At 65.4% G+C, this 21162-nt stretch carries 21 protein-coding genes and 1 tRNA gene; 6 read left to right on the forward strand and 16 right to left on the reverse strand.

Annotated elements, in window-relative coordinates; translation table 11 throughout:
* Nucleotides 1-147 precede the first annotated feature (147 nt).
* A complete protein-coding gene (locus ACW18A_RS11415; RefSeq protein ID WP_492021835.1) occupies nt 148-1395 on the reverse strand; it encodes an HlyD family secretion protein in 1248 nt (415 codons plus the stop codon).
* Complete coding sequence (locus ACW18A_RS11420) at nt 1392-3512, reverse strand: peptidase domain-containing ABC transporter (RefSeq protein ID WP_492021836.1); 2121 nt, start codon at nt 3510-3512, stop codon at nt 1392-1394. The genes ACW18A_RS11415 and ACW18A_RS11420 overlap by 4 nt, the downstream gene beginning before the upstream one ends.
* A gap of 116 nt (nt 3513-3628) precedes the next feature.
* On the opposite strand from ACW18A_RS11420, the gene ACW18A_RS11425 reads away from it, so the two are divergent.
* Together ACW18A_RS11425 and ACW18A_RS11430 are read left to right on the forward strand one after the other, a co-directional pair.
* Nucleotides 3629-3964, forward strand: coding sequence for a hypothetical protein (locus ACW18A_RS11425; RefSeq protein WP_492021837.1), 336 nt, complete (start codon nt 3629-3631; stop codon nt 3962-3964).
* 35 nt (nt 3965-3999) lie between these two features.
* On the forward strand, nt 4000-5898 hold the full coding sequence (locus ACW18A_RS11430) for a prolyl oligopeptidase family serine peptidase (protein WP_492021838.1): 1899 nt from the start codon (nt 4000-4002) through the stop codon (nt 5896-5898).
* Between the two features lie 858 nt (nt 5899-6756).
* Here the strand turns inward: ACW18A_RS11430 and ACW18A_RS11435 are convergent.
* Nucleotides 6757-6846 (reverse strand) — tRNA-Ser (locus tag ACW18A_RS11435).
* A gap of 163 nt (nt 6847-7009) precedes the next feature.
* Between ACW18A_RS11435 and msrA the strand changes: the two genes are divergently transcribed.
* Both msrA and ACW18A_RS11445 read left to right on the forward strand, forming a co-directional pair.
* Entirely contained in the window at nt 7010-7657 is a 648-nt protein-coding gene (msrA, locus tag ACW18A_RS11440) for a peptide-methionine (S)-S-oxide reductase MsrA (RefSeq protein ID WP_492021839.1), read from the forward strand.
* A gap of 2 nt (nt 7658-7659) precedes the next feature.
* On the forward strand, nt 7660-8001 hold the full coding sequence (locus ACW18A_RS11445) for an MmcQ/YjbR family DNA-binding protein (RefSeq protein ID WP_492021840.1): 342 nt from the start codon (nt 7660-7662) through the stop codon (nt 7999-8001).
* Between the two features lie 7 nt (nt 8002-8008).
* Here ACW18A_RS11445 and ACW18A_RS11450 read toward each other — a convergent pair whose 3' ends face one another.
* The 8 genes from ACW18A_RS11450 to hutC form a co-directional block, all read right to left on the reverse strand.
* Nucleotides 8009-9205 carry an aminotransferase gene (locus ACW18A_RS11450; RefSeq protein ID WP_492021841.1) on the reverse strand — a complete coding sequence of 399 codons (1197 nt, stop codon included), beginning with the start codon at nt 9203-9205 and terminating at the stop codon, nt 8009-8011.
* A gap of 250 nt (nt 9206-9455) precedes the next feature.
* Nucleotides 9456-10211, reverse strand: a complete 756-nt coding sequence (locus ACW18A_RS11455; RefSeq protein WP_492021842.1) for an HIRAN domain-containing protein — start codon at nt 10209-10211, stop codon at nt 9456-9458.
* Between the two features lies 1 nt (nt 10212).
* Nucleotides 10213-11160 (reverse strand): HipA domain-containing protein, encoded by a 948-nt coding sequence (locus tag ACW18A_RS11460; RefSeq protein WP_492021843.1) that lies wholly within the window; start codon nt 11158-11160, stop codon nt 10213-10215.
* A gap of 329 nt (nt 11161-11489) precedes the next feature.
* Nucleotides 11490-12695, reverse strand: coding sequence for an imidazolonepropionase (gene hutI, locus ACW18A_RS11465; protein WP_492021844.1), 1206 nt, complete (start codon nt 12693-12695; stop codon nt 11490-11492).
* Nucleotides 12692-13579 (reverse strand): agmatinase family protein, encoded by an 888-nt coding sequence (locus tag ACW18A_RS11470; protein WP_492021845.1) that lies wholly within the window; start codon nt 13577-13579, stop codon nt 12692-12694. The genes hutI and ACW18A_RS11470 overlap by 4 nt, the downstream gene beginning before the upstream one ends.
* A gap of 71 nt (nt 13580-13650) precedes the next feature.
* Nucleotides 13651-14040, reverse strand: a complete 390-nt coding sequence (locus ACW18A_RS11475; protein ID WP_492021846.1) for a VOC family protein — start codon at nt 14038-14040, stop codon at nt 13651-13653.
* Nucleotides 14041-14054: 14 nt separating this feature from the next.
* Entirely contained in the window at nt 14055-14669 is a 615-nt protein-coding gene (locus ACW18A_RS11480; protein ID WP_492021847.1) for an RNA polymerase sigma factor, read from the reverse strand.
* 17 nt (nt 14670-14686) lie between these two features.
* A complete protein-coding gene (hutC, locus tag ACW18A_RS11485) occupies nt 14687-15394 on the reverse strand; it encodes a histidine utilization transcriptional repressor HutC (RefSeq protein ID WP_492021848.1) in 708 nt (235 codons plus the stop codon).
* Between the two features lie 70 nt (nt 15395-15464).
* Between hutC and hutU the strand changes: the two genes are divergently transcribed.
* Together hutU and hutH are read left to right on the forward strand one after the other, a co-directional pair.
* On the forward strand, nt 15465-17132 hold the full coding sequence (gene hutU, locus ACW18A_RS11490; RefSeq protein ID WP_492021849.1) for a urocanate hydratase: 1668 nt from the start codon (nt 15465-15467) through the stop codon (nt 17130-17132).
* A 2-nt stretch (nt 17133-17134) separates the two neighbouring features.
* Complete coding sequence (hutH, locus tag ACW18A_RS11495) at nt 17135-18664, forward strand: histidine ammonia-lyase (protein ID WP_492021850.1); 1530 nt, start codon at nt 17135-17137, stop codon at nt 18662-18664.
* 173 nt (nt 18665-18837) lie between these two features.
* On the opposite strand, the gene ACW18A_RS11500 is transcribed toward hutH, so the two are convergent.
* The 5 genes from ACW18A_RS11500 to ACW18A_RS11520 are packed head-to-tail and all read right to left on the reverse strand — an operon-like array spanning nt 18838 to nt 21153.
* Nucleotides 18838-19284: a chemotaxis protein CheE gene (locus tag ACW18A_RS11500; protein WP_492021851.1), complete on the reverse strand. Its 447-nt coding sequence runs from the start codon at nt 19282-19284 to the stop codon at nt 18838-18840.
* A complete protein-coding gene (locus ACW18A_RS11505) occupies nt 19281-19880 on the reverse strand; it encodes a response regulator (protein ID WP_492021852.1) in 600 nt (199 codons plus the stop codon). Before ACW18A_RS11505 ends, ACW18A_RS11500 begins: the two co-directional genes overlap by 4 nt.
* Before the next feature lie 3 nt (nt 19881-19883).
* Entirely contained in the window at nt 19884-20225 is a 342-nt protein-coding gene (locus tag ACW18A_RS11510) for a DUF8776 family protein (protein ID WP_492021853.1), read from the reverse strand.
* Nucleotides 20225-20767 (reverse strand): chemotaxis protein CheD, encoded by a 543-nt coding sequence (locus ACW18A_RS11515; RefSeq protein WP_492021854.1) that lies wholly within the window; start codon nt 20765-20767, stop codon nt 20225-20227. The genes ACW18A_RS11510 and ACW18A_RS11515 overlap by 1 nt, the downstream gene beginning before the upstream one ends.
* A complete protein-coding gene (locus ACW18A_RS11520) occupies nt 20764-21153 on the reverse strand; it encodes a response regulator (protein ID WP_492021855.1) in 390 nt (129 codons plus the stop codon). Before ACW18A_RS11520 ends, ACW18A_RS11515 begins: the two co-directional genes overlap by 4 nt.
* Nucleotides 21154-21162: the final 9 nt, after the last annotated feature.

Genomic DNA, 21162 nt, shown 5'->3' on the forward strand with positions numbered 1-21162 from the left:
GATTTTCGGCAGTGCGAGTTTTACACTGCCTGAAGCCGTTTCGGACATTGAAGCGCAGCAGGCTGATGTCTCGGCATGACTCCGCGTGGACCTTGATAGGGTCCGCTTCGGAAGTGGTTCAGCAGCTCGCGATGGGCGATCAGCCGTTCACTCCGCGCTTCGTTTACCTGCCGCCAGCAACGGATCGAAGAGCTGCTGCCATAGTCTGCGGCGGTCGATTGGTATGTCGGCGCTGAGGGCCATCCCCGGTCTCAGAGCGCGACGCTCTCCATAGGCGTTCATGTACTCACGCGTGATGAAAACCTCGACCTCATAGACAGGTTCCGTTTGATCGATGGGAAAGGCGGCGTCGCCTAGCCTAACGACCGTCGGGTGTATGTCGCTGATATGGCCTTTGACGAAGCCGAAACGTTGGAACGGAAAGGCGTCGATCTGAAGGCGCGCTTCCTGGCCCTCCTTGAGGAAACCGATGGCGCGGGTTGGGACCAGAATACGCGCCTGCAAAAACGACCCAGAAGGGGCAATCGACAGAAGTGGAGCGTTCGCCGATGGCGTCATGCCGTTGCGCACTAGCAGCCGCATGACCGTTCCACCGATGGGCGCGCTGATCACATGCCCGCGCGCGACCTCAAGTTCGGCCTTCCGCTGGGCCAGTCTGGCGCCCTCACTCTCCAGCGCACCCAAGGTCTGCGCTTCACTGGCCGGGATGGATGCCAGTTGGGAACGAAGTTCGGAGACCGAGGCATCTGCCTCAGAGATTCGACTGTCCATCTCGGCTAGGGAGGAGCGCTCACCCAAGACCGCACGTCTGCGTCGATCGACCTCTGAATTGGGAGCGAAACCCAGCGCTTGGAGTTGCGACAAACGACCGGCATCCGCTTCCGACAGGGCCAGCGCGTCCGCCTGCACGCCGCGCTGGCCGACGAGGATGGCTTTCAAGCGCTGCTGAGCTTGAATTTGCTCGACCAGGCGGCTTCGTTCCCCTGCGTAGCCCTGCCGGATGGCCGTCTGCCGATCCTCCACTGAGGCCAGCTGGCGTTCGGTTTCGGCGAGTTGAACATCAAGCACCGGACCCTGTCCGAGACCAGCGACGTCCGACGTGAATTCGATCAGCGGCGCGCCTTCGGCAACGACCGCGCCTTCCCTAACAAGCACCCGGGAGACCCGACCATTCTGGACCGCCCGAACATCGACCACGCCGCTTTCTGCTTCCAGAAACCCTTGGACCGTTTCCTTCCGGGTGTAACGGCCGAAGATCAGGGCAGCGAACAACGCGATGCAGATCATCGCAACAAGCGCGGTCCAGGTCGTTAGCGAAGGCGGCTGCGCCAAGCGCACCTCACCCCACAAACGACGGCGCTTGGCTTCGACGGCTTCGTCCCGAAAGAGCTTCATGCGTCGCTCGCGGCGCGGTGGGTCATGTTGAATGGAGCAAGGCTGGTCCCGGTGATCTCGACCACCACGCCCTTGTCCACCAGGAGCACGCGATCCGCGCCTTGGACCGCAGCCTCCCGGTGCGCCACCATGATGCGGGTGATATTCAGTTCGGATAGCGATGCCATCACACGGCGTTCCAGTTCCGGGTCGAGGTTTGCGGTGCCTTCGTCCATGAACAGGATGGCCGGGTTCTTGTAGAGTGCGCGAGCCAGCAACAGCCGTTGCTTTTGTCCGCCGGACAGGATCGAACCCATGTCGCCGATTAGGCTGTGATAGCCCATTGGTGTGCGCATGATGTCGTTATGAACATGGGCGAGGCGGCAAGCACGCTGCACTCGCTCCGGGTCGATCTGGGCATCAAAAAATCCGACATTGTCGATGATAGTGCCGGAGAGTAGTTGGTCATCCTGCATCACCACGCCAAGGCGATCCCGAACCGCACGCAGGCCTAGTGCTCCCATCGGATGGCCATCGACCAATACCTGGCCCTCCACCGGCTCGTAGACGCCGATCAACAACTTCAGCAGGGTGGATTTGCCGCCGCCCGAGGGTCCGACGATGACGACCGCTTCACCCGGCTGAACTTGGAAAGAGGCGTCGTCCAGAATCCAGGGATCGTATTGCCCGTAGCGGAAGCGAAGCCTGCGTGCCTCGAGCGCACCGGTCAGCGCCTTGGTCAGGGCCGCCGGTCCGTCAAGTCCGCGTTCGGGATCGGCATGAACGATATCGGACAGACGCTCCAGGTGCAGCCCCAACATACGAAAGGTGAAAAAGGCCCCGATCAGGCTGCCGACCCGGCCGGAGAACTGGGCGGAATAGCTCAGAAAGGCGAAATACATGCCCAAGGTCATCTGTCCGTCGATGACTTGAAGCGCCCCAAAGTACAGCATCGCCAACCCATGCACGCCCTGCCATAGACCCAGCCCCGAACTGCCCCACAGGCTGAACGAGCCTTGGCGAAAGGCGACATTTTGCTGATCTGCCACCGCGTTCTGCCACAGGCCGTGACGTTCGGACTCGCGACCGGCGATTTTGATGGCGCGGGCTCCGCGAACCGTCTCGAGGAAAACGGAGTCGGTTTTGGCCGATAGATTGAGATGCTCTTCGGCGAATCGGCGAGCAACCGGAAACGCGGCAGCCCGCACCGCCAGAATGACCACCAGATTGACGGCAACCAAGGCCGCCAGCATCGGCGAATACATGAGCATCACGACGGCCACTGGGATGACCATGATCGCATCTAGCAGGACGCCGACCAGTCCGCCGGTCAGGAACGCCTGCGCAGGTCGCAGCGAGCCGAAGCGGGACATCACGTCACCGACATGCCGGCGCTCGAAAAAATCTGTCGGCAACCGCAATAGATGCTTGAGAAGATTGCCGGAGAGCTGAACGGATAATCGCTGCCCCGCATGAAGCTGGATAAAGCCTCGCAAGGTCTCGATCGCGGTTTGGATGACAATCAATGCGCCGAAGCCCACGACGATTGCCACTAGCAGATCCCGGTCGCCGCGTCCGATGACATCGTCAACTACAAGTTGGCTGGCCAAGGGAGTGATCAGGCTTACCGCTTGAAGCAGCAATGTCAGAATGAACACCTGAAATAGGAACGGCTTGAACCCAGCCAGGCGGCTCCAAAGGTCGCTCAACTTAACCCGTTCCACCCGTTCTTTCTTGGCGAAATGCGGCGCGGGCGTCAGCTCCAGCGCCACGCCGGTAAAGTGCTTCGAAACCTCTTGCAGCAGCAGCTTGCGCTCACCGCGCGCGGGGTCGGCGATCCATGCGAAGCGGTTGCTGACGCGGCGCAGAACCACATAGTGATCCAAGCTCCAATGCAGGATTGCAGGCGTTTCCAGACGCCCAACCTCATCCAGATCGCAACGCACCGGACGGGCCGTGAACCCAAGCGCGTCTGCGTAGGCGATCAAATCCTTCAGGCTTGTTCCTCCTTGGGAGATCGGAAACCGTCGGCGAAGTTCGGACAGGGTTTCGCGATATCCGTGAGCGGCGGCAACGGTTGCCAGGCAAGCCAAGCCGCATTCGGCCGCTTCCGCCTGGAGTACATTTTGTTGCACCACTTTGCCGCACCCTTCTAACAAGCCTGAGTGTTATTCGGATTGACGTGCTCGTCTAGGTCTGTTTGTCATACAGGCGCAGCGCTGCGCACTATTCAACTTCTAATGGAGGCTCGACTATGCGTGCTTTGACGAATGACGAACTGCGCCAAGTGACCGGCGGGCAGGACGGCGGCGGTGGTGACACCGGCGGCGGCGGCAGCACTGGTGGCGGCGACACGGGCGGTGGCGGCTATCCCATGACCAACCCTTACCCCGGCGATTCCGGCGGCGACACGGGCGGCTCCTGGGACTATCACTACCGCGAGGACTGGGGGACCAGCGGCGACTACACCACGACCGGCGGCAGCTATACCGACCGCGACGGTCGCACAGTCCGGGTCGGCATCCTGGAAGATGGTCGGACACCACAAACCGTTGACGGCGTTGAAGTCACCGTCACTGTTCCCTTCTAAAAGTATCTGAGGCTGGCGACCAAAGGCGAATGACTATGAGCGGAAGTAAGCTGTTGCTCGCCGGTTTTTCCTCTTGGGTGTTGGTGGCGGTCGCCAGCGTCACCGCCCAAGAAGCTACTGTCGCGCACTATTTCGCTGATGAGGGGGTGGTCATTCGCGAACGAGGCCCGTCCATCGCGTTTCGCCTCCGGGGAATCGATCCCAGAGGCGCTTCGACATGGAGCGATGAAATAGCCCTGCCGGAAACCGCCGACGGGATCCGCAGTATCGGTGATCTCCAGTGCAGCCGGGGCGAAGACGTTCGCTGCCTGCTGGCGCTCGACAGGGCCGGGACGGACGACCGGGTCTGGATTTCGCTCGTCCCCTCATCAGGCGTGGTGACGCAACCCTTGGGCCCGCTGACCGGAACAGCCGTTCATGATGTTCTGACGGAAGGGGATGACAAGGTCCTTTTCACTGTGCCGCCGACGGCTTCCGGCGCCGGCCGGCCGGGACTATACATACGCGATCTGGACCAACCAGCGACGCCTGCCGTCATGATCTCCGATCAAGCCTTTACCAACCAGTCCGGCATCGCCGCTTTTCTACCGCGCCGGAGAGGCGGACATGATGTCCTGGCGCTTGAAGCCGGCGCACCTGCTAAATGGGTCGTTTACAGTCAGGCCTCGCAGCGCCTCAGCGACGAGGTCGCCACCAGTCGGTTCTTCACCGTCGACAGGCGTAATATTCTTGCGGTGGTGTCTTCTGAGGCCGCTCTTGGCGGCACGGCCCCGTCAGGAGGGCTGGTCCTGGCCGGACCGCCGGAGGAGATGGGCGCGCCTTGGCGCAAGGCGGTCGTTTATGCATCCCCGGATGCCGTGCTGGCCGACCGAGCCTTTGAAGAATCGGCCGGCTCGGCCGTCGCGGCGCTCAGTGGGGCTGTTGTCGCTGTGCTGACGACTCCCGCCGGGATCACAGCCCGCGAGATCTGCGGACCGCCCAGCGCAACGACGACCCGACCACTGGCCAATGACGTCTCCGGCTACGTCGATATGATCATCGAGGGCGGTGGTTCAGCCGCTGTGGTGACGGCCATAGACCGATGGGGCCTGATCCAGCAGTTTATTGTTTCCGGCATCGACCGGCCGGGTTCCGCTCCGGTTCGCGCTTGCGACGCCTCGCCTTTGAGAATTGAAATCCTATCAGTGACCCCGGCCCGACCGGCATTGGTCGCCGCGCGGTTCGTCGCTGATACTGAAGGCGCTCATGACCCTGCCTATACCGTGATCGGTCTGGAGGGCGCGACAGGCCCGGTGATGATCCGGCCTTATGGTGCCTTCGACCTTCCGGTGCAGAACTACGCGATCGGCGAATTCGACCGTCGCTGGCTTGAGGCGGGCGGTCAGCTGATAGTGCCGGTGTTGCGCGGCGACGCCATGCCAGAGACAGAGCCGCATCTGGGACAAGGTGACTACAAGGCAGCCGCGACCGCCGATCTCCTCGCCGTCATCGAGGACGCGGAAGAACGAGGGATCGGCAGGCCGGGCGAATACGTCTTGGCCGGATACAGCGCGGGTGCATATGTCGCGGCTCGGGCCGCACTCACCCGGCCGGAGATGTTTCGCGCCGCTTTGTTGTTTTCGGGCGCGCTTGATCTGGACGCACTCGCAGGAACGACGACCGATGTGGCGGAGTTCGGCCCCGTTGCGGGGGGCTTCCCGCGTTGGTTCGCAGGCATACCGGCCCCCGAACGAGCGCCCAAATTTCTCCTCTGGCACGCTGAAAACGACGACCGCGCACCGGTCGCCGCGTCAAGGAACTTTGCCCGATACCTATCTAGCCTCGGCTACAAGGGTGAGCTGACGGTTTCAGACAGGGGCGGGCATGACGCCGGGTTGCGAAGCGCTACAGCCGACCGCGCCATGGAATTCATCGCAGCGATTGGTCAACCATGATCCGGTTCCTGCTGGTCGCATGCTGTTGTGTTCTTTCGGGCTGCGCAAACGCGCGCTTCGATTGGAAGAAAACGGCGGCATCGATCACGCGCGGTGCCTGCAATCACTCGTCGCGATGCGAACTGCCGTGCACCCTTCCCGAAACCCGCCGGTCGGAATGTGAAAACCGTGCTCCCGGTAGCGCAGGAGCGCGCCGCAACTGACCCGGCTCAGTATCAGCCAGGGATCGAATTGGGTGTCTACCGCGCGGCCGTGAATCTCACTTTTCAATGCCGGCCACACTCATCGGATGTCGTCTTTTCGACGCTCAGCGAATGTCCGGTGCTGGGGGGATACTGTTGAAAAAGTCCGGCGACGGCAAAATAGGCGCAAACTGCGTTCTTCTCCCGAAATCGCGCCCTAACAAAATCAATCGCTTAGCTTTTCGGAGTGGCACCAGATCGGGCCAGAAAGGCCGAAAACTGCCAGCTCGCAGACTTTTTCAACTGTATCCACCTCTAACTGAAATGGAGTACGTCCGCTGAAACGCGATATGTAAATGCGCAGAAAGTTGACCGTCGCTTTGTCCCGCGATCCGCCTAGGTTCAGATCGTTGATCAGCTCTGGCGCAATCGACGGCACCGACGGAACCGCCCTTAGATATGAGGTCCGATATCCGCAAGCCCGTCGAATAGGACGGTGCGCGCGGAAAATGAACTTTTGAAGCGCTTGCGATGCCGGTCGCTAAAGCCAAAGCGAGTTCGCCACGGAGGGCAAAGCGGAAGCGGAAAAGCCCGTCTGCGCTTTGATGACGGCTTTTAGGACGCCAGCGTTTCTCGGGAGAAAAGCTGTGTCTCTACAGCAACTTCCGAGAAGAAGTGGCGGACAGAGAGGGATTCGAACCCTCGGTAGGCTTTCACCTACACACGCTTTCCAAGCGTGCGCGATCGACCACTCCGCCACCTGTCCGTTTCACCACGAGGGCTAACGCCCGGGAGGTCGCCCGGGGAGGGAGGGCTGATAGAACAGCCGGGCGCTGTGGGCAAGCGCCACGCGGGTCAAAACGGCTCTGGGAAAAGTCCGGGCGCATTCCCATATGGTCGCCATGTCCCTTTTCTCACGGATGGCATCGATGCTGAGCCAGAAGACCACCCTGCCCACCGCCGCCAGCGCCCTGCCCGGCCGGTCCACGCCCCTGCCGACCGACGAGGTCCATTTCGTCAACGGCCGTCCGCTGAAGGGGCCGCATCCCGAAGGGTTCGAGACCGCCGTGTTCGGCATGGGCTGTTTCTGGGGCGTGGAGCGCAAATTCTGGTCGCTGCCGGGCGTCTGGGTCACGGCGGTCGGCTATTCCGGCGGGATCACGCCCAACCCGACCTATGAGGAGACCTGCACCGGACTGACCGGCCAGACCGAGGTGGTCCAGGTCGTCTTCAATCCGGCCGAGATCTCCTATGCCGAACTGTTGAAAACCTTCTGGGAGGGGCACGACCCTACCCAGGGCATGCGCCAGGGCAATGACATCGGCTCGACCTATCGTTCGGCCATCTACTTTTTGAACGACGCCCAGAAGGCCGGGGCGGAGGCGTCGCGCGACACCTATCAGGCGGCGCTGTCGAAGGCCGGCAAGGGCCAGATCACGACCGAGATCACCGCGGCCGGGCCCTTCTATTTCGCCGAGGGCTATCACCAGGGCTATCTGGCCAAGAACCCCGAGGGCTACTGCGGCATCGGCGGGACGGGTGTCGTCTGCCCGATCGGCGTCGGCGTCGAGGCCTGAGGATGAACCGGGCGGGGATCGGCAAGACCTGCCTGGCCCTGCCCGGGGCGACGCTGGACCATCCGTTCGGTCCCGACCACGACACCTACAAGGTCGGGGGCAAGATGTTTGCGTGGTTCAGCGAGGACGGCGGGGTGTCGTTCAAGGCGTCCGACATCGCTTACGAGGTCCTGACCGGGAGCGGCAAGGCGCGTCCGGCGCCCTATCTGGCGCGGGCGAAGTGGGTGAGCCTGCCGGATCCCGACGCCTGGGACGACGAGGAGCTGACCGAACATCTGGCCATCGCCCACCGGATCGTGGCAGCGAAACTGACGAGGAAGGCACGGGCCGAGCTGGGGCTCTGAAGGGAATCTAGCGCCCTCGAAGGGTGTCGGCCGCCCGGCCCAGCCGTTCGACCGCCTCGTCCAGCACGGCGTCGGCCTTGGCGAAGCAGAGGCGGATGACCGATCCGCCGGCCCCGACCGAAACGAAGGCGGACAGGGGTATGGCGGCGACGCCGAATTCGACGACGGCCCGGCGGCAGAATTCCTCGTCCGGCAGGGCGATGCCGGAGGCGGACAGGTCGACACCGAGGAAATAGGTACCCTCGCCCGGGGTCAGGACGAAGCCCCGGGCCGAAAGGCCCGCCGCCAGCCGGTCGCGGGAGCGTTGCAGGCCGGCGCGCATTCCGACGAACCCGGACTCGGGCCAGGCGAGGCCCGCCGCGACCGCGCCCTGCAGGTTCGGCGGGGTGGCGAAGGTGATGAACTGGTGGGCCTTGGCGACGGGGTCGACCAGGGCGGGGTCGCCGCAGACGAAGCCGATCTTCCAGCCGGTCATGCCGAACATCTTGCCGGCGGATCCGATCTTGAGGGTCCGGGCCGCCATGCCGGGCTCGGCGATCAGGGCGCGATGGCGGCGGCCGTCGAAGATGACATGCTCCCAGACCTCGTCGCTGACGGCGATCAGGTCGTGGCGGACGCAGACCCGGGCCAGGACCGCGACCTCTTCGGCGTCGAAGGCGCGGGCGGTCGGGTTGTGGGGATTGTTGAAGACGACCATCCGGGTGTGGCTGGTGACGGCGGCCTCAAAGGCCTCCTCCGTCAGACGCCAGGTCGGGGGCTGGAGACGGACCGGGACCGCAACCCCGCCGGCCCGCTCGATCAGTGGCCGGTAGGCGTCATAGGCGGGCTCGAAGATGACGACCTCATCGCCCGGATGGACGAAGGCCAGGATCGAGGCGGCGATGGCCTCGGTGGCACCGGAGGTGACCAGGACGCCGTCGAAGGTCAGGTCCACGCCCTGCAGCCGGCCATAGTGTTCGACCACGGCGTGACGCAGCTCCGGCAGGCCGCGCGACGGGGCGTACTGGTTGGAGCCGGTCATCAGGGACTCGGCGGCGAGACGGCGGAGGCTCTCAGGCCCCTGATCGTCAGGGAAGCCCTGGCCGAGGTTGATGGCACCATGCTCGCGGGCGAGGCCCGACATGGTCTCGAAGATGGTCACCGGCATGTGGGCGAAGACGGGATGGACGCGCATGGCACCAACGGAGCCGAGCGGGGCGATCATGGCAAGGCGGAAACAACGGCCTGGCTTTGGTCCGTCCGTCCGGACGAAAAACACCCTGACGAGACGGACGAAACGGACGAAATCCGGGTGTTCGCCCTCTCCGCGAACCGGGAACGCACACTATAGGGCGCCGGGATATGAAGGCGCATTCGAGAGGATGGTGGTCCCGCCAGCGCTGACGAGAGGGGGATTTGGGCGCCTGTTAGAAAAATCTGTGCATCAGAAATGGGGACGCGCGTTCGTTTCTGGATCAGGCGGCGAGGGCTTTTGCCTTGGGGCGAACCTGAACAAAAGCAAATGCACGTGGTGCGTCGGGTTTGCCATTCAGCCGGATCAACCAAGCAGATACGTCCCGATCACGCAGCCAGTGCCCTACCGCTTCGGCCTGCAGCCTGTTCACATGGCCGATCAGGGCACCGTTGGCCTCAAACCGGACGGCGTTGGCATCGTGAGCATTGGTCGGATCCGCGATCAGAGCCAACGGTTCGCCGACGACCAAGCGGTCGCGGGTCTCGGAGTTGTGTCGATGTCCGGCGATCTCGAACACCACCTCCACACAATCCGCCTTAGGGTCGAGCCGGTCGATCAGGGAGAATCCGTCGCTGGGAAGCTTGGCCTCGGTCAGGGCCAACAGCTTCATTGTCGAAAGCGACACAGCCCCCCGGAACCGGAAATGCTCAAGGAACCGCTCGAAGTCAGGGCGGCTTGGCGGCGGCAGGCGTCGAGCAAATGCGTCCAATACTCCTTCGGTGAAACCGCCTTGCGGCTGTTTGGCGATGTCGAATGCCGGGTATCCAGAATAGCCGTAGGCCTTCAGCGACTCGCGGCTACGGTCAGCATTGAGGAGGGCAAACTCGGCGTCATCGAAATAGCGGAAACGGGCACCGTCCAGAGTTTTCTCCATGCAGCCAACTGCCCACCGAGTCCGCTCCGATATGGCATCCGGGGCTTGCCAAGCCAGCACGAGCTCGATCGGTTCTGAAGGATGTTCAATCCAGTGGTCCATGTCAGGCTCCGAGCACATCCAGCAACCTGTCACGACGCGTCTTGAGTTGCGCAGCGACGAAGTTCGCGCGTTCCGCGGAAAAGACCGTCGGAAAGGGAATATCGACGCAACGGGCCAGAAGCGTGTCGATCTCAGAATCGGCAATACCGAGGCTATCACGCATTGCGGCCGCTGTGGCCGGATAGGTCCGGGCGTATTGCGCGCACAGGGCGATGTGCTGGCCGGAAGGTCGATCACCAGAGGTCCAGCCGAAATGGTGATAGCCGTTGTCGATGAAACCGCCGAGACGGTCCGACTGAGCGTAGGAGGCCAGTTGTCGATCGCCGATGATGAAACCGAGGCTCGTGCCATTGTCGAAGGCCGGAGCCATGCTCAGCAGAGGCCGCCCGTCATGTCCTCTTTTTACGAGAAAACCCCAGTTCTCGGAATGGCGGTCCGTATTGCCAATGAGGGCGTCGAAAGCGAGAGTTTTGGCCCACCAAGCTCCAGCATTGGGTATCTTGTGTGAGCGACAGACCTCGAGATTGTCTGTGAAGCTACCGCGCCGCAGATCGGTGTCGAAGCCTCGCGCCTGTAAGCGCTCGATCCCGTGAACGAGGCGTAGGTCCGGATCGCCCACATACCCATAAAAGTACTCGATCAGCACACCGGGGCTGCCGTTGCCGGGACCGGTTGCTAGAAACGCTGGCGGAACCTCAACGCCGATCAGCTTTGCCACCTCGTAGGCGAGCACTTCGGACCAGATCTGTTGCGCCTTGGTGCCTTGGGGTTCCTTGAATATGTAACGATGCCCGCCAATCAGGAAGCCATAGGGTGGCGGGTTCGGGCAAACGAAGATGCGTTTGGCCTTGGCCCCTTGGGGGCCAAATGGAAAATCCTCGTCCGGCTCCCACCCGTTGAGGGAGACAACCTGATCTCGTCCTTGCTGGATACGGGGCCCGATGGGCATGCAGCGTCCTGTCGCTTTGGTTGAGACGAGTGTCGCGTGATCGGTGACAAGCCTCAACTGTTCCTCTGCACCGAAGGCTTCCATTCCATACAAAGCAATGAAAGAGGCGCGCGCCTCCCGCTCACGACGGGGGCAATGGGGGAAGGCGTCGTGAGCCGGATATTGGCCAGCTTGCCCATCTCCAGCGTCAGCGACCCCGCCTGTCGGGCCGGTTCGCCCGAGGCGTTGAGAAGGTCGTCGGAGGCCAGGCGGGTCTGGACGGCGGCGGCAAGGCCGACACCGGGTAGGTCAGTTCCACCCCTCGCTTCTGAAGGCCCCGCCCTTCCCCCTCAGGCCACAACGCCCGCCACATAGCTCGCATGCAGGATCGGCTTGCCGAGCCAGTAGCAGAGCTCGGCCGGGCGGGTGATGTCCCAGACGGCGAGGTCGGCGGCCTTGCCGGATTCCAGCGTGCCGATCTGATCGGCGAGACCCAGCGCTTTGGCGGCATGGCGGGTGGCACCGGCCAGGGCCTCCTCCGGGGTCAGGCGGAACTGGACGCAGGCCAGGGTCAGGGCGGCGGTCATGGAGGCGACCGGCGAGGTGCCGGGGTTGCAGTCGGTGGCGACGGCCATGGCGACTCCGTGACGGCGCAGGGTCGCGATCGGCGGCGGGGTGGTCTCGCGCAGCATCAGATAGGCGCCGGGCAGCAGGACGGCGACGACTCCGGCCTCGGCCATCGCCCGGACGCCCGCCTCGCTGGAATGTTCGATGTGGTCAGCGGACAGGGCGCCGTAGCGGGCCGCGAGCGCCGCGCCGCCGCCGTCCGACAACTGGTCGGCATGGAGTTTGACGGGCAGGCCGAGCGCCCTCGCCTTGTCGAACAGGCGAGAGACCTCGGCGTCGGAGAAGGCGATGGGTTCGCAATAGGCGTCGACGGCGTCGACCAGTCCCTCGGCATGGGCGGCGGGCAGGATGTCGTCGATGGCCAGGTCGACATAGGCCGAGCGGTCGGCCCGGTGCTCGGGCGGCACGGCGTGCAGACCCAGATAGGAGGTGCGGACACGGACGCCGGCCTCGCGCCCGATGCGGCGGGCGACGCGCAGCATCTTCAACTCGGCGTCGCGGTCCAGGCCATAGCCGGACTTGATCTCGACGGTGGTGACGCCGGTCGCCTTCAGGCCTTCGAGGCGAGACAGGGCGGACGCATAGAGCGCGTCCTCCGACGCCGCACGGGTCGCGGTCATGGACGAGACGATGCCGCCGCCGGCGCGGGCGATCTGTTCGTAGGTGGCGCCGTTCAGACGCTGTTCGAACTCGCCCGAACGGTCGCCGCCGAAGACCAGATGGGTGTGACAGTCGATCAGGCCGGGGGTGACCCAGCGGCCGTCGAGCCGGCGGGTTTCGGCGGCGTCATGGGCGGGCAGGTCGGCGCGCGGCCCGACCCAGGCGATGCGGCCGTCGTTGATCAGGATCGCAGCGTCCTGGATGGCGCCGTAGGGCTCTCCACCCGGGACCAGGGTGGCGACATGGCAATCGGTGATGAGGGTCGTCATCGCGTCTCGAACCCGGCCAGCAGTTCGCAGAACCATCGCCCCGCGGTGAGGGAGCCGAGGTCGCCGATCTCCAGCGACGGATCGTATTCAGTCAGGTCCACGGCGCGGACCTTCGGGTGGGCGCCGACGATCCGCGCGGCGTCGAAGAAGTCGTGCACCGACACTCCGCCGGGGCGGGCGCCGGGACTGGCGGGCCACTGGCTGCGGTCGATCACATCGATGTCGAAATCGACGTAGAGGACGTCGCAGAGGGCGGACAGCCGATCCAGTTCCCCGGCGACGACGGCGACCAGACCGCGCTCACGGCAATCGCGCGCCGTGTGGACATGGATGCCCGCAGCCCTGGCCTTGTCATGGGCGCGGCGGGTGTTGGCGAAGGGGGCGAGGCCCACCTGGCTGATCCGCGTCCCGTCCAGGCCGTCGTCGAGCAGGGCCTGGATCGGATTGCCGTTGGTCAGGCCCTGATCCGTGTCGCGCAGGTCGAAATGGGCGTCGAGCGTCAGGACCCCCACGCGACCCAGACCCAGGGCGTGGACGCCCGGCCGGGTGATGGCGTTGTTGCCGCCGACGAGAATGGACAGGCCCCGGTGCGTCTGGGCCTTCACCGCGTCGCGGACGGGCTCAAAGGCGTCGGCGGGCGACATCGCCTTCAACGGCACGTCGCCCGCGTCGTGAACCTGCAGGTCCAGTTCTTTCCCGATCTCGACGTCATAGGTCGACAGGCGCGGCAGGACGGCGCGGAAGGCCTTGGGGCCGAGGTCGCAGCGCCCGGGCGTCAGGGACCGTTCGTTCAGCGGCGCCCCGATCAGGGCCACGGGCGCGTCGGGATGGTCGCCGACCAGGTCGGCGACGGAGCGCCAGCCGAGAGCTTCGGAGTGAATCATCGCCCCTTCTAACCCCTTCCGCGCCCGGGACAGAAGACAGCGCCGTCCTCATCCGCAAACGGCCGCGCCGTTCACACCTTCGCGCGCGGCTTGTCCTCCGGCTGATACATGGACAGGACATGGCCGTCCGGGTCGGCGAACTCGGCCGAGAAACCGCCCGGCGCCTCGCTGACGGGGGTCACGATGGTCGTCCCCTTCTCAGCCAGCGCGGCCACGATGGTATCGATCCCTCCGTCCGCCAGATCGAAGACGATGATCGGCGTGTTCCCCGGGCGGCTCTCCTGCCTGAAGAAGATCAGCTCCACGCCACCGGCTGTACTGGCCATCAGCCAGTCATGGCCTGAGCCGTCATCACCCATATTGGCGACCTCGAGCCCCAGCACATCGCGATAGAACGCCTCCGTGCGCGCGACGTCGCTGACGTAGTAGCAAATGGTGCCGATCCGCACTTTTCCGAACACAGCAGTCTCCTCCTTCAGATGTCAGATACCTTCAGTTGCCGTCGCCCGGCGAATTGTGAGGTCACGACGAAAAGATTTCCATCCGGGTCATGGGAGCCGAGCGCCGCGCCCGACTCGCGAACAGGCCGGATCAAGGCCTGCCGGATCAGGCCGAACGACAGGCTCCCTTTCGGTCCCCCAGATAGTCCCACGCCCCCGTCCACGACGCCCTTCAGGCGGCGTCCGATCTCGCTGACCCGTTTGCGCAGCGTCGCATCCGGCAAGTCCAGCAACCAGGCGATCTCGGGCCGCGTGTGCCCGGTCAACGCCAGCAGCGCCGTTGTCCGTAGAGCCGGCGGCAGGGTCAGGACCGGATGCGCCTGTAACGGGGCCGGCGTCGCTTCGGCGTCCTGGCGGAACTGAAAATCGCCTTCCCGTCGCCGACGCCGTGCGGCCGTCCGCGCTTCATGCAGCGCCCTGCGCCGCAGCACGCCCACTAGCCAGCGGCGGTTGTCGCTGCGTCCCATGTCCCCGCGCCGCGCCTCGATGGCGGCGACAAGGGCCGTCTGCAGCAGATCCTCGGCCTCCGCCTCGCGCCGCGAGTGCGCCCGGGCGAAGCGCAGGAGCTTCAGATACGTCTGCCGGTCCATCCGCGCCGCCTCCGCCGTCAGGCCTTCGCCGGCTGGAAGCGGGCGACCAGATCATAGGTGTCACCGGGGAATGTCTGAAAGGCCCAGGTGACGCCGAGCCCGTCGCGCCACGTCCTGCGTTCCAGCCTCAGGCACGGCGCGCCCGGAGGCAACAGCAGATGCCCTGCTATCGCGCCTCTCGCACCGACGGCGGAAATGCGATGCTCCGCCTCGGTCCAGGGCGTATGCGCCAACAGCCACCCCCCCGCCGCTTGCGCCTCGAAATCAGCGGCTTCGGCTTCGGGCGCACCCGCCAGTGAAATCAGCCGCCGCTCGTACACGAAGGGGACCCCGTCAGCGAGATGCAGGGTCTCCAGCTCGAGCACCCGCCCGCCGTCGGCCAGCCACGCCTCTGCGGTGTCCGCCGCCCGCGCGCTCCGCGACAGCAATTGATGGGTATAGGCGAGGCCCCGGCTCTCGATCTCGGCTTGTATGTCAGGGATGGCCACCACGGCCGATGAATGCAGCGGCGGGTGGGCAACCACGGTCCCGGCCCGCTTGCGCCGCGTCACCAACCCCCGCGCGGCCAGCCCCGACATGGCCTTGGACGCCGTCATCCGGGCGCAGCCATATTCGATCATGAGATCGTTCTCGGTCGGCAGTCGACGGCCCGGCCGCCATTCGCCCGACACTATGCGGCGCTCGATATCGCCTTCAATGCGCCGGTGCAGGGCCAGTCCGCTCATAGCGCGACTATCCGGCTTGCCCTGTATTATGTCTAGACATTATGGTGGGTCAGATCAGGGAGGTCATCCGATGAGCAGCACGCCCAACACCCGTGTCGTCCGCGCGCCTCGCGGGACCGAGATGACGGCCAGGACGTGGGCCGCCGAGGCCGCCCTGCGCATGCTGATGAACAACCTCGACCCCGAGGTCGCCGAGCGGCCCGAGGACCTCGTGGTCTATGGCGGCATCGGCAAGGCGGCACGCGATTGGGCCAGTTTCGACCGGATCGTCGAGAGCCTGCGCGCCCTCGCACCGGACGAGACCCTGCTGGTCCAGTCAGGCAAGCCGGTCGGGGTGTTCCGCACCCATGAGGACGCGCCGCGCGTGCTGATCGCCAACTCCAACCTGGTGCCGAAATGGGCGACCTGGGAGCATTTCAACGAACTCGATCGCAAGGGTCTGATGATGTACGGCCAGATGACGGCCGGATCGTGGATCTACATCGGCACCCAGGGCATCGTTCAGGGCACCTACGAGACCTTCATGGAAGCCGGCCGCCAGCACTGGGGCGGCGAGACTGCCGGCAAGTGGATCCTGACTGCGGGGCTGGGCGGCATGGGCGGAGCCCAGACCCTGGCCGCGACCATGGCGGGGGCCTCCTGCCTCGCTGTCGAATGCCAGCGCAGCCGGATCGAGATGCGGCTGCGCACCCGCTACCTCGACGTCATGTCCGAGACGCTTGATGAGGCCCTGGCCCTGATCGCAGAGGCCGGACGCACCGGCAAGCCCATCTCCGTCGGCCTGCTCGGCAACGCGGCCGAGGTTCTGCCGGAGATGGTCCGGCGCGGCGTGCGGCCGGACCTCGTCACCGACCAGACCAGCGCCCACGACCTGATCAACGGCTACCTGCCCGCCGGCTGGACCGTGGCGGAATGGGAGGACAAACGCGTGTCCGATCCGGCCGCCGTCGAGGCTGCCGCGCGCCGATCCTGCGCCGTCCACGTCCAGGCGATGCTCGACTTCCAGGCGGCCGGGATTCCGGTCACCGACTACGGCAACAACATCCGTCAGGTCGCCTTCGATGAGGGGGTGGCGAAGGCCTTCGACTTCCCCGGCTTCGTGCCGGCCTATATCCGTCCGCTGTTCTGTCGAGGGATCGGGCCCTTCCGCTGGGCCGCCCTGACCGGCGATCCGGAGGATATCCGCAAGACCGATGCGGCGATGAAGCGGCTGTTCCCGGACAACGCCGGCCTGCATCGCTGGCTGGACATGGCGGGCGAACGGATCGCCTTCCAGGGCCTGCCTGCGCGTATCTGCTGGATCGGTCTGGGCGACCGGCACCGGGCCGGACTGATGTTCAACGAGATGGTCGCGAAGGGCGAGCTCAGCGGCCCCATCGTCATCGGCCGCGATCATCTCGACTCGGGTTCGGTCGCCAGCCCGAACCGGGAGACCGAAGCGATGCTGGACGGGTCGGATGCGGTCAGCGACTGGCCGTTGCTGAATGCGCTGCTGAACACGGCATCGGGGGCCAGCTGGGTGTCGCTGCACCACGGCGGCGGGGTCGGCATGGGCTATTCCCAGCACTCCGGCGTGGTCATCGTGGCGGACGGCACGCCCGAAGCGGCGAAGCGGCTGGAGCGCGTGCTCTGGAACGACCCGGCGACGGGCGTCATGCGTCATGCCGACGCCGGCTATGAGATCGCTCGCGCCGCATCGCGCGAGCACAGCCTGAACCTGCCCAGCCTGAAGGCCTGACGATGACCACGCTCACCCTCGGCTCAGCCCCCCTCACCCTCGCCCAACTGCGGGCGGTCATCGACGGACCGGTCACGGTCGAGGTGGCCGCGTCCGCCTGGACTGATGTCGAAAAGTCGGCCGCGACCGTCGCCGCCATCATTTCCGAGGGGCGGACGGTCTATGGCATCAACACCGGCTTCGGCCTGCTGGCCAACACCTCGATCGCGCCGGGTGATCTGGAGACGCTGCAGAAGAACCTGGTGCTCAGCCATGCCTGCGGGGTCGGGCCGCTGCTGGATGATGCGGTGGTGCGGCTGATTCTGGTGCTCAAGATCGCCAGCCTGTCGAAGGGCGCTTCGGGCATCCGCCGCCAGACCCTCGAGGCTCTGATCGGCCTGGTGAACGCCGACGTCCTGCCCTGCATCCCGTCCAAGGGGTCGGTGGGCGCCTCAGGCGATCTGGCGCCGCTGGCCCATATGTCCTGCGTCCTGATCGGCGTCGGCGAGGCGCGACATCGGGGCGAGACGCTGGACGCCGAGACCGCCGTGTCGCGTGCCGGTCTGTCGATCCTGACGCTGGGACCCAAGGAGGGCCTTGCCCTGCTCAATGGCACCCAGTGTTCGACGGCCCTGGCCCTGGCTGGGCTGTTCGCGACCGAGGCCGCCTTCGCCGCCGGGATCGCAGCGGGGGCCCTGTCGGTCGATGCGTTGAAGGGATCCGACGCGCCGTTCGATCCCCGTATCCACGCCCTGCGCAACCAGCCGGGCCAGATCGACGTCGCCGCAACCCTGCGCGCGCTGATGGCCGGCAGCGCCATTCGCGACAGCCATCGTGACGTCTGCACCAAGGTGCAGGACCCCTACTCCCTCCGCTGCCAACCCCAGGTCATGGGGGCGGTGCTCGACATAATCCGCAACGCCGCCGCGACGCTGGAGCGCGAGGCCAATGCGGTGACCGACAATCCGCTGGTCTTCATCGAGGATGGAGACGTGATTTCCGGCGGCAATTTCCACGCCGAACCGGTGGCCTTCGCCGCCGACCAGCTGGCCATGGTCCTGTGCGAGATCGGCAATATCTCCGAGCGCCGCACGGCCATCCTCGTCGACCCCAAGATGAGCGAACTGCCGGCCTTCCTGGTGCGCGAGAGCGGGCTGAACTCGGGGTTCATGATCGCCCAGGTGACGGCCGCCGCCCTCGTCGCCGAGAACCGGATGCTGAGCCATCCGTGCAGCGTCGATACCGTCCCGACCTCGGCCAATCAGGAGGATCACGTCTCCATGGCCACCCACGGCGCGCGCCGCCTGATTGAGATGGCGGAAAACACCGCGACCGTCGTCGGCATCGAACTTCTGGCCGCCGCCCAGGGGATCGAATTCCATCGCCCGCTGAAGAGCTCTGCGGCGCTGGAACAGGTCTGGTCGATCGTGCGAGAGGCGGTCGCTGCCTATGACAGCGACCATTATTTCGCCCCCGACATCGCCCGCGCGACCGACGGGGTCCGGGCCGGTCGCTATCGCAAGTTCGCGGCGGACCTGCTGCCCTCGGCCTGAAGCCTGATCGGCTGAAGTGGTGTCGCGTCTCGATTCCGCTGAAGCCCTGAATCTGACTCCGGATTCAAGCGAGAGCATGAGTCACGCCTTCGCCAGAACCGCGTAGCGGTTCTGGCGAAGGCGTGACTCATGCTCGGGCGTGGCTCAGGCTGGCCGCCAGACCCCGAGCAAGCCTACCGCGCCTCGCTGACTGAACGCAGTCCGGCCAGCAAGGTGTCGCTGGTTCGATCGACCCGGCATCCTCCGGCGAGGATCAGCGTCAGCGCCTGGGCATGGACCCGCACGGACGGCCAGTGCCAGGCCTCGGCCTGGATCATCCGGTCGGAGACCTTGCACAGACTGTAGGCCGCCTCGAACAGGGGACCGGTGTCGAAATACCCGGCCACATCGACGATGGCGGAGGCCAGGGCGTAGACCTGCCGACCCGCACCGTCCGGAGCCTCGGCGCACAGGGCTTCCAGCGTCTTCAGGGTTTCCGCCACGGTCGCCATGGCGTCGTCGCGATGCATTTCCAGTTGTGCGGTCGCCTGCCGCTCGAGGTCGCTGACCAGGCCGCCGCTTCGGTCCTGAAGTTGACGGGCCAGCTTGCTCTTGACCTTGAACATTCTGACCTGGCTCACAGCGAGACCTTCATAGGCTTCATCAACATATCGATATCGGACTGGTCCATGTTCTCCTCGGTGGCGGCGCCGACGTGTTCGGACAGGTCCCCGCTTCGTCGGCCGGGCATGCCCGTGGGGGCGCCCCGGTTACGCACCCGACGGTCGGGTCCGACATAGGAGTCGCACTCGACGAAGCTGCGCTCGTCGACACCCAGCCAAAGGATACGTTGCAGCAGGACGGCCGGGGTCAGGGGCTTGGTGACGATGAAGCTGGTGCCGCAGTCACGACCCTTCTGCACCTTTGACTCGGCGGCGTGGCCGGTCAGGAGGATCATCGGGGTGTAGCGCACGGCCTCCCGGGCCTCGCGACGCAGCCAGCGGGTGAAATCGTAGCCGTCCATCTCCGGCATCGAGCAGTCGATCAGGACCAGGTCGACATCGCGTTTCTCCATGATCGCCATGGCCTCTGCCGTGGAGCCGCACTTGATCTGTTGCTTGACCCCGAAGCCCTGGAAGATCGAGCTCAGCACATCGAGCGACGTCTGATTGTGTTCGACAAGAAGGACGGTCGAGCGCGTCAGATTGATCCGGTCAGGCGTGGCGTGACGGGCCATGGCTCAGTCGAACAAGGTCAGCTCGCCGGCGCCGGCGGACTGCAATGGGCGGGACCCGGCGTCGCCGGCGAGGCGGTCGTAGAGGTCCGACATGGTCAGGGCGTGCAGGGCCGTTGCGACGGGCGCGCCGGCGCCGAGGGCGGCGGCCAGGCCGCTGAGCCCATCGAGGCGCTGGATCAGGAGGTCGAAATCCTGAACGTCGCCGACCGCCTCGGGGTGGCGTTCGGGGGGACAGTCGGCCACCAGCGCGGACGTCAGGTCGGCGAGATCTTCGAGACGTTCGCGAATTGCGGCCAGCTCGTTCGAGACGGCGACCAGCAGCGCGCGGGATTGCGTCTTCGACATCAGAACAGCTCCACGGCGCCCGAAGTGATCGGCTGGATAGGGGGCGGCGCCTGGACCGGCACATGGCCGTCAGTCACCGCGCGTTGAAGGGCTCGCCCCGTGCTGGGCCAGTAGTGAAGGCGCCGGCCACCCGAGCCACGCAGGCTGCCGCCGACCACGGGGATGCCTTCGTCGCGCAGGAAGCGCTCGGCGAATTCCGAGTTCTGCATGCCGACATCGCGCAGGCTGTCGAACATCCGGCCGCCGCCGAACAGCTTGGCCTCCAGCCGGTCGCGACGCGCGCCCGCCTTGAGCACGTCGTTGATCAGAAGTTCCATCGCATAGGCGCCGTAACGGCGGCCCGCGTCGGTGCCGTGCCCTGCGCCTTCCGGCAGCAGGAAATGGTTCATGCCGCCCACGCCCGTGTCCGGATCGCGCAGGCACATGGCCACGCAGCTGCCCAGGATCGTGGTCAGCATCACGTTGGCGTCGGATGTCACATGGTGCTCGCCCTGGCCCACGTGGATCCGCTTTTCCGTCGCCAGGGCGTCAGCCGACATCATGTGAGCGGCCCGAAGACGCTCTCCAGCTTGCCCTTCAGCTGGGCGACGGTGAACGGCTTGACCAGGTAGTTGTTGACCCCGAACTGGACCGCGCGCTGGACCAGTTCCTTGTCGGCCCGGCCGGTCAGCATGACGAAGGCGGCACCCTGGGTCGGCGGGTGGGAGCGCACGGCCCGGAGCAGGCCGAGGCCGTCGAGTTTGGGCATGTTGAAGTCGGAAATGACCAGGTGCGCGGGCCTGGTGACCATCTCGCGCAGGCCGGCTTCGCCGTCGGCCGCCTCGCGAAACTCGCGGAAGCCGATCTGCTGCAGGCTGGTGCGGATCAGGCTGCGCATCGACATCTGGTCGTCGACGATCAGGACGTGAATGCTGGAGGCAGCAGGCATCAGGGATCC

It is taken from the genome of Brevundimonas sp. AVps5, assembly GCF_058681515.1.

Excerpts from the sequence above, each read along its gene's own strand:
- ACW18A_RS11520 (WP_492021855.1), bottom strand. The coding sequence starts at position 21,153 with ATGCCTGCTGCCTCCAGCATTCACGTCCTGATCGTCGACGACCAGATG.
- ACW18A_RS11515 (WP_492021854.1), bottom strand. The coding sequence starts at position 20,767 with ATGATGTCGGCTGACGCCCTGGCGACGGAAAAGCGGATCCACGTGGGC.
- ACW18A_RS11450 (WP_492021841.1), bottom strand. The coding sequence starts at position 9,205 with ATGATCGCCCCGCTCGGCTCCGTTGGTGCCATGCGCGTCCATCCCGTC.
- hutI (WP_492021844.1), bottom strand. The coding sequence starts at position 12,695 with ATGACGACCCTCATCACCGATTGCCATGTCGCCACCCTGGTCCCGGGT.
- ACW18A_RS11470 (WP_492021845.1), bottom strand. The coding sequence starts at position 13,579 with ATGATTCACTCCGAAGCTCTCGGCTGGCGCTCCGTCGCCGACCTGGTC.
- ACW18A_RS11480 (WP_492021847.1), bottom strand. The coding sequence starts at position 14,669 with ATGGACCGGCAGACGTATCTGAAGCTCCTGCGCTTCGCCCGGGCGCAC.
- ACW18A_RS11510 (WP_492021853.1), bottom strand. The coding sequence starts at position 20,225 with ATGTCGAAGACGCAATCCCGCGCGCTGCTGGTCGCCGTCTCGAACGAG.
- ACW18A_RS11455 (WP_492021842.1), bottom strand. The coding sequence starts at position 10,211 with ATGGACCACTGGATTGAACATCCTTCAGAACCGATCGAGCTCGTGCTG.
- ACW18A_RS11445 (WP_492021840.1), top strand. The coding sequence starts at position 7,660 with ATGAACCGGGCGGGGATCGGCAAGACCTGCCTGGCCCTGCCCGGGGCG.
- ACW18A_RS11425 (WP_492021837.1), top strand. The coding sequence starts at position 3,629 with ATGCGTGCTTTGACGAATGACGAACTGCGCCAAGTGACCGGCGGGCAG.
- ACW18A_RS11460 (WP_492021843.1), bottom strand. The coding sequence starts at position 11,160 with ATGCCCATCGGGCCCCGTATCCAGCAAGGACGAGATCAGGTTGTCTCC.
- ACW18A_RS11415 (WP_492021835.1), bottom strand. The coding sequence starts at position 1,395 with ATGAAGCTCTTTCGGGACGAAGCCGTCGAAGCCAAGCGCCGTCGTTTG.
- msrA (WP_492021839.1), top strand. The coding sequence starts at position 7,010 with ATGCTGAGCCAGAAGACCACCCTGCCCACCGCCGCCAGCGCCCTGCCC.
- hutU (WP_492021849.1), top strand. The coding sequence starts at position 15,465 with ATGAGCAGCACGCCCAACACCCGTGTCGTCCGCGCGCCTCGCGGGACC.
- ACW18A_RS11505 (WP_492021852.1), bottom strand. The coding sequence starts at position 19,880 with ATGGCCCGTCACGCCACGCCTGACCGGATCAATCTGACGCGCTCGACC.
- hutC (WP_492021848.1), bottom strand. The coding sequence starts at position 15,394 with ATGAGCGGACTGGCCCTGCACCGGCGCATTGAAGGCGATATCGAGCGC.
- ACW18A_RS11430 (WP_492021838.1), top strand. The coding sequence starts at position 4,000 with ATGAGCGGAAGTAAGCTGTTGCTCGCCGGTTTTTCCTCTTGGGTGTTG.
- hutH (WP_492021850.1), top strand. The coding sequence starts at position 17,135 with ATGACCACGCTCACCCTCGGCTCAGCCCCCCTCACCCTCGCCCAACTG.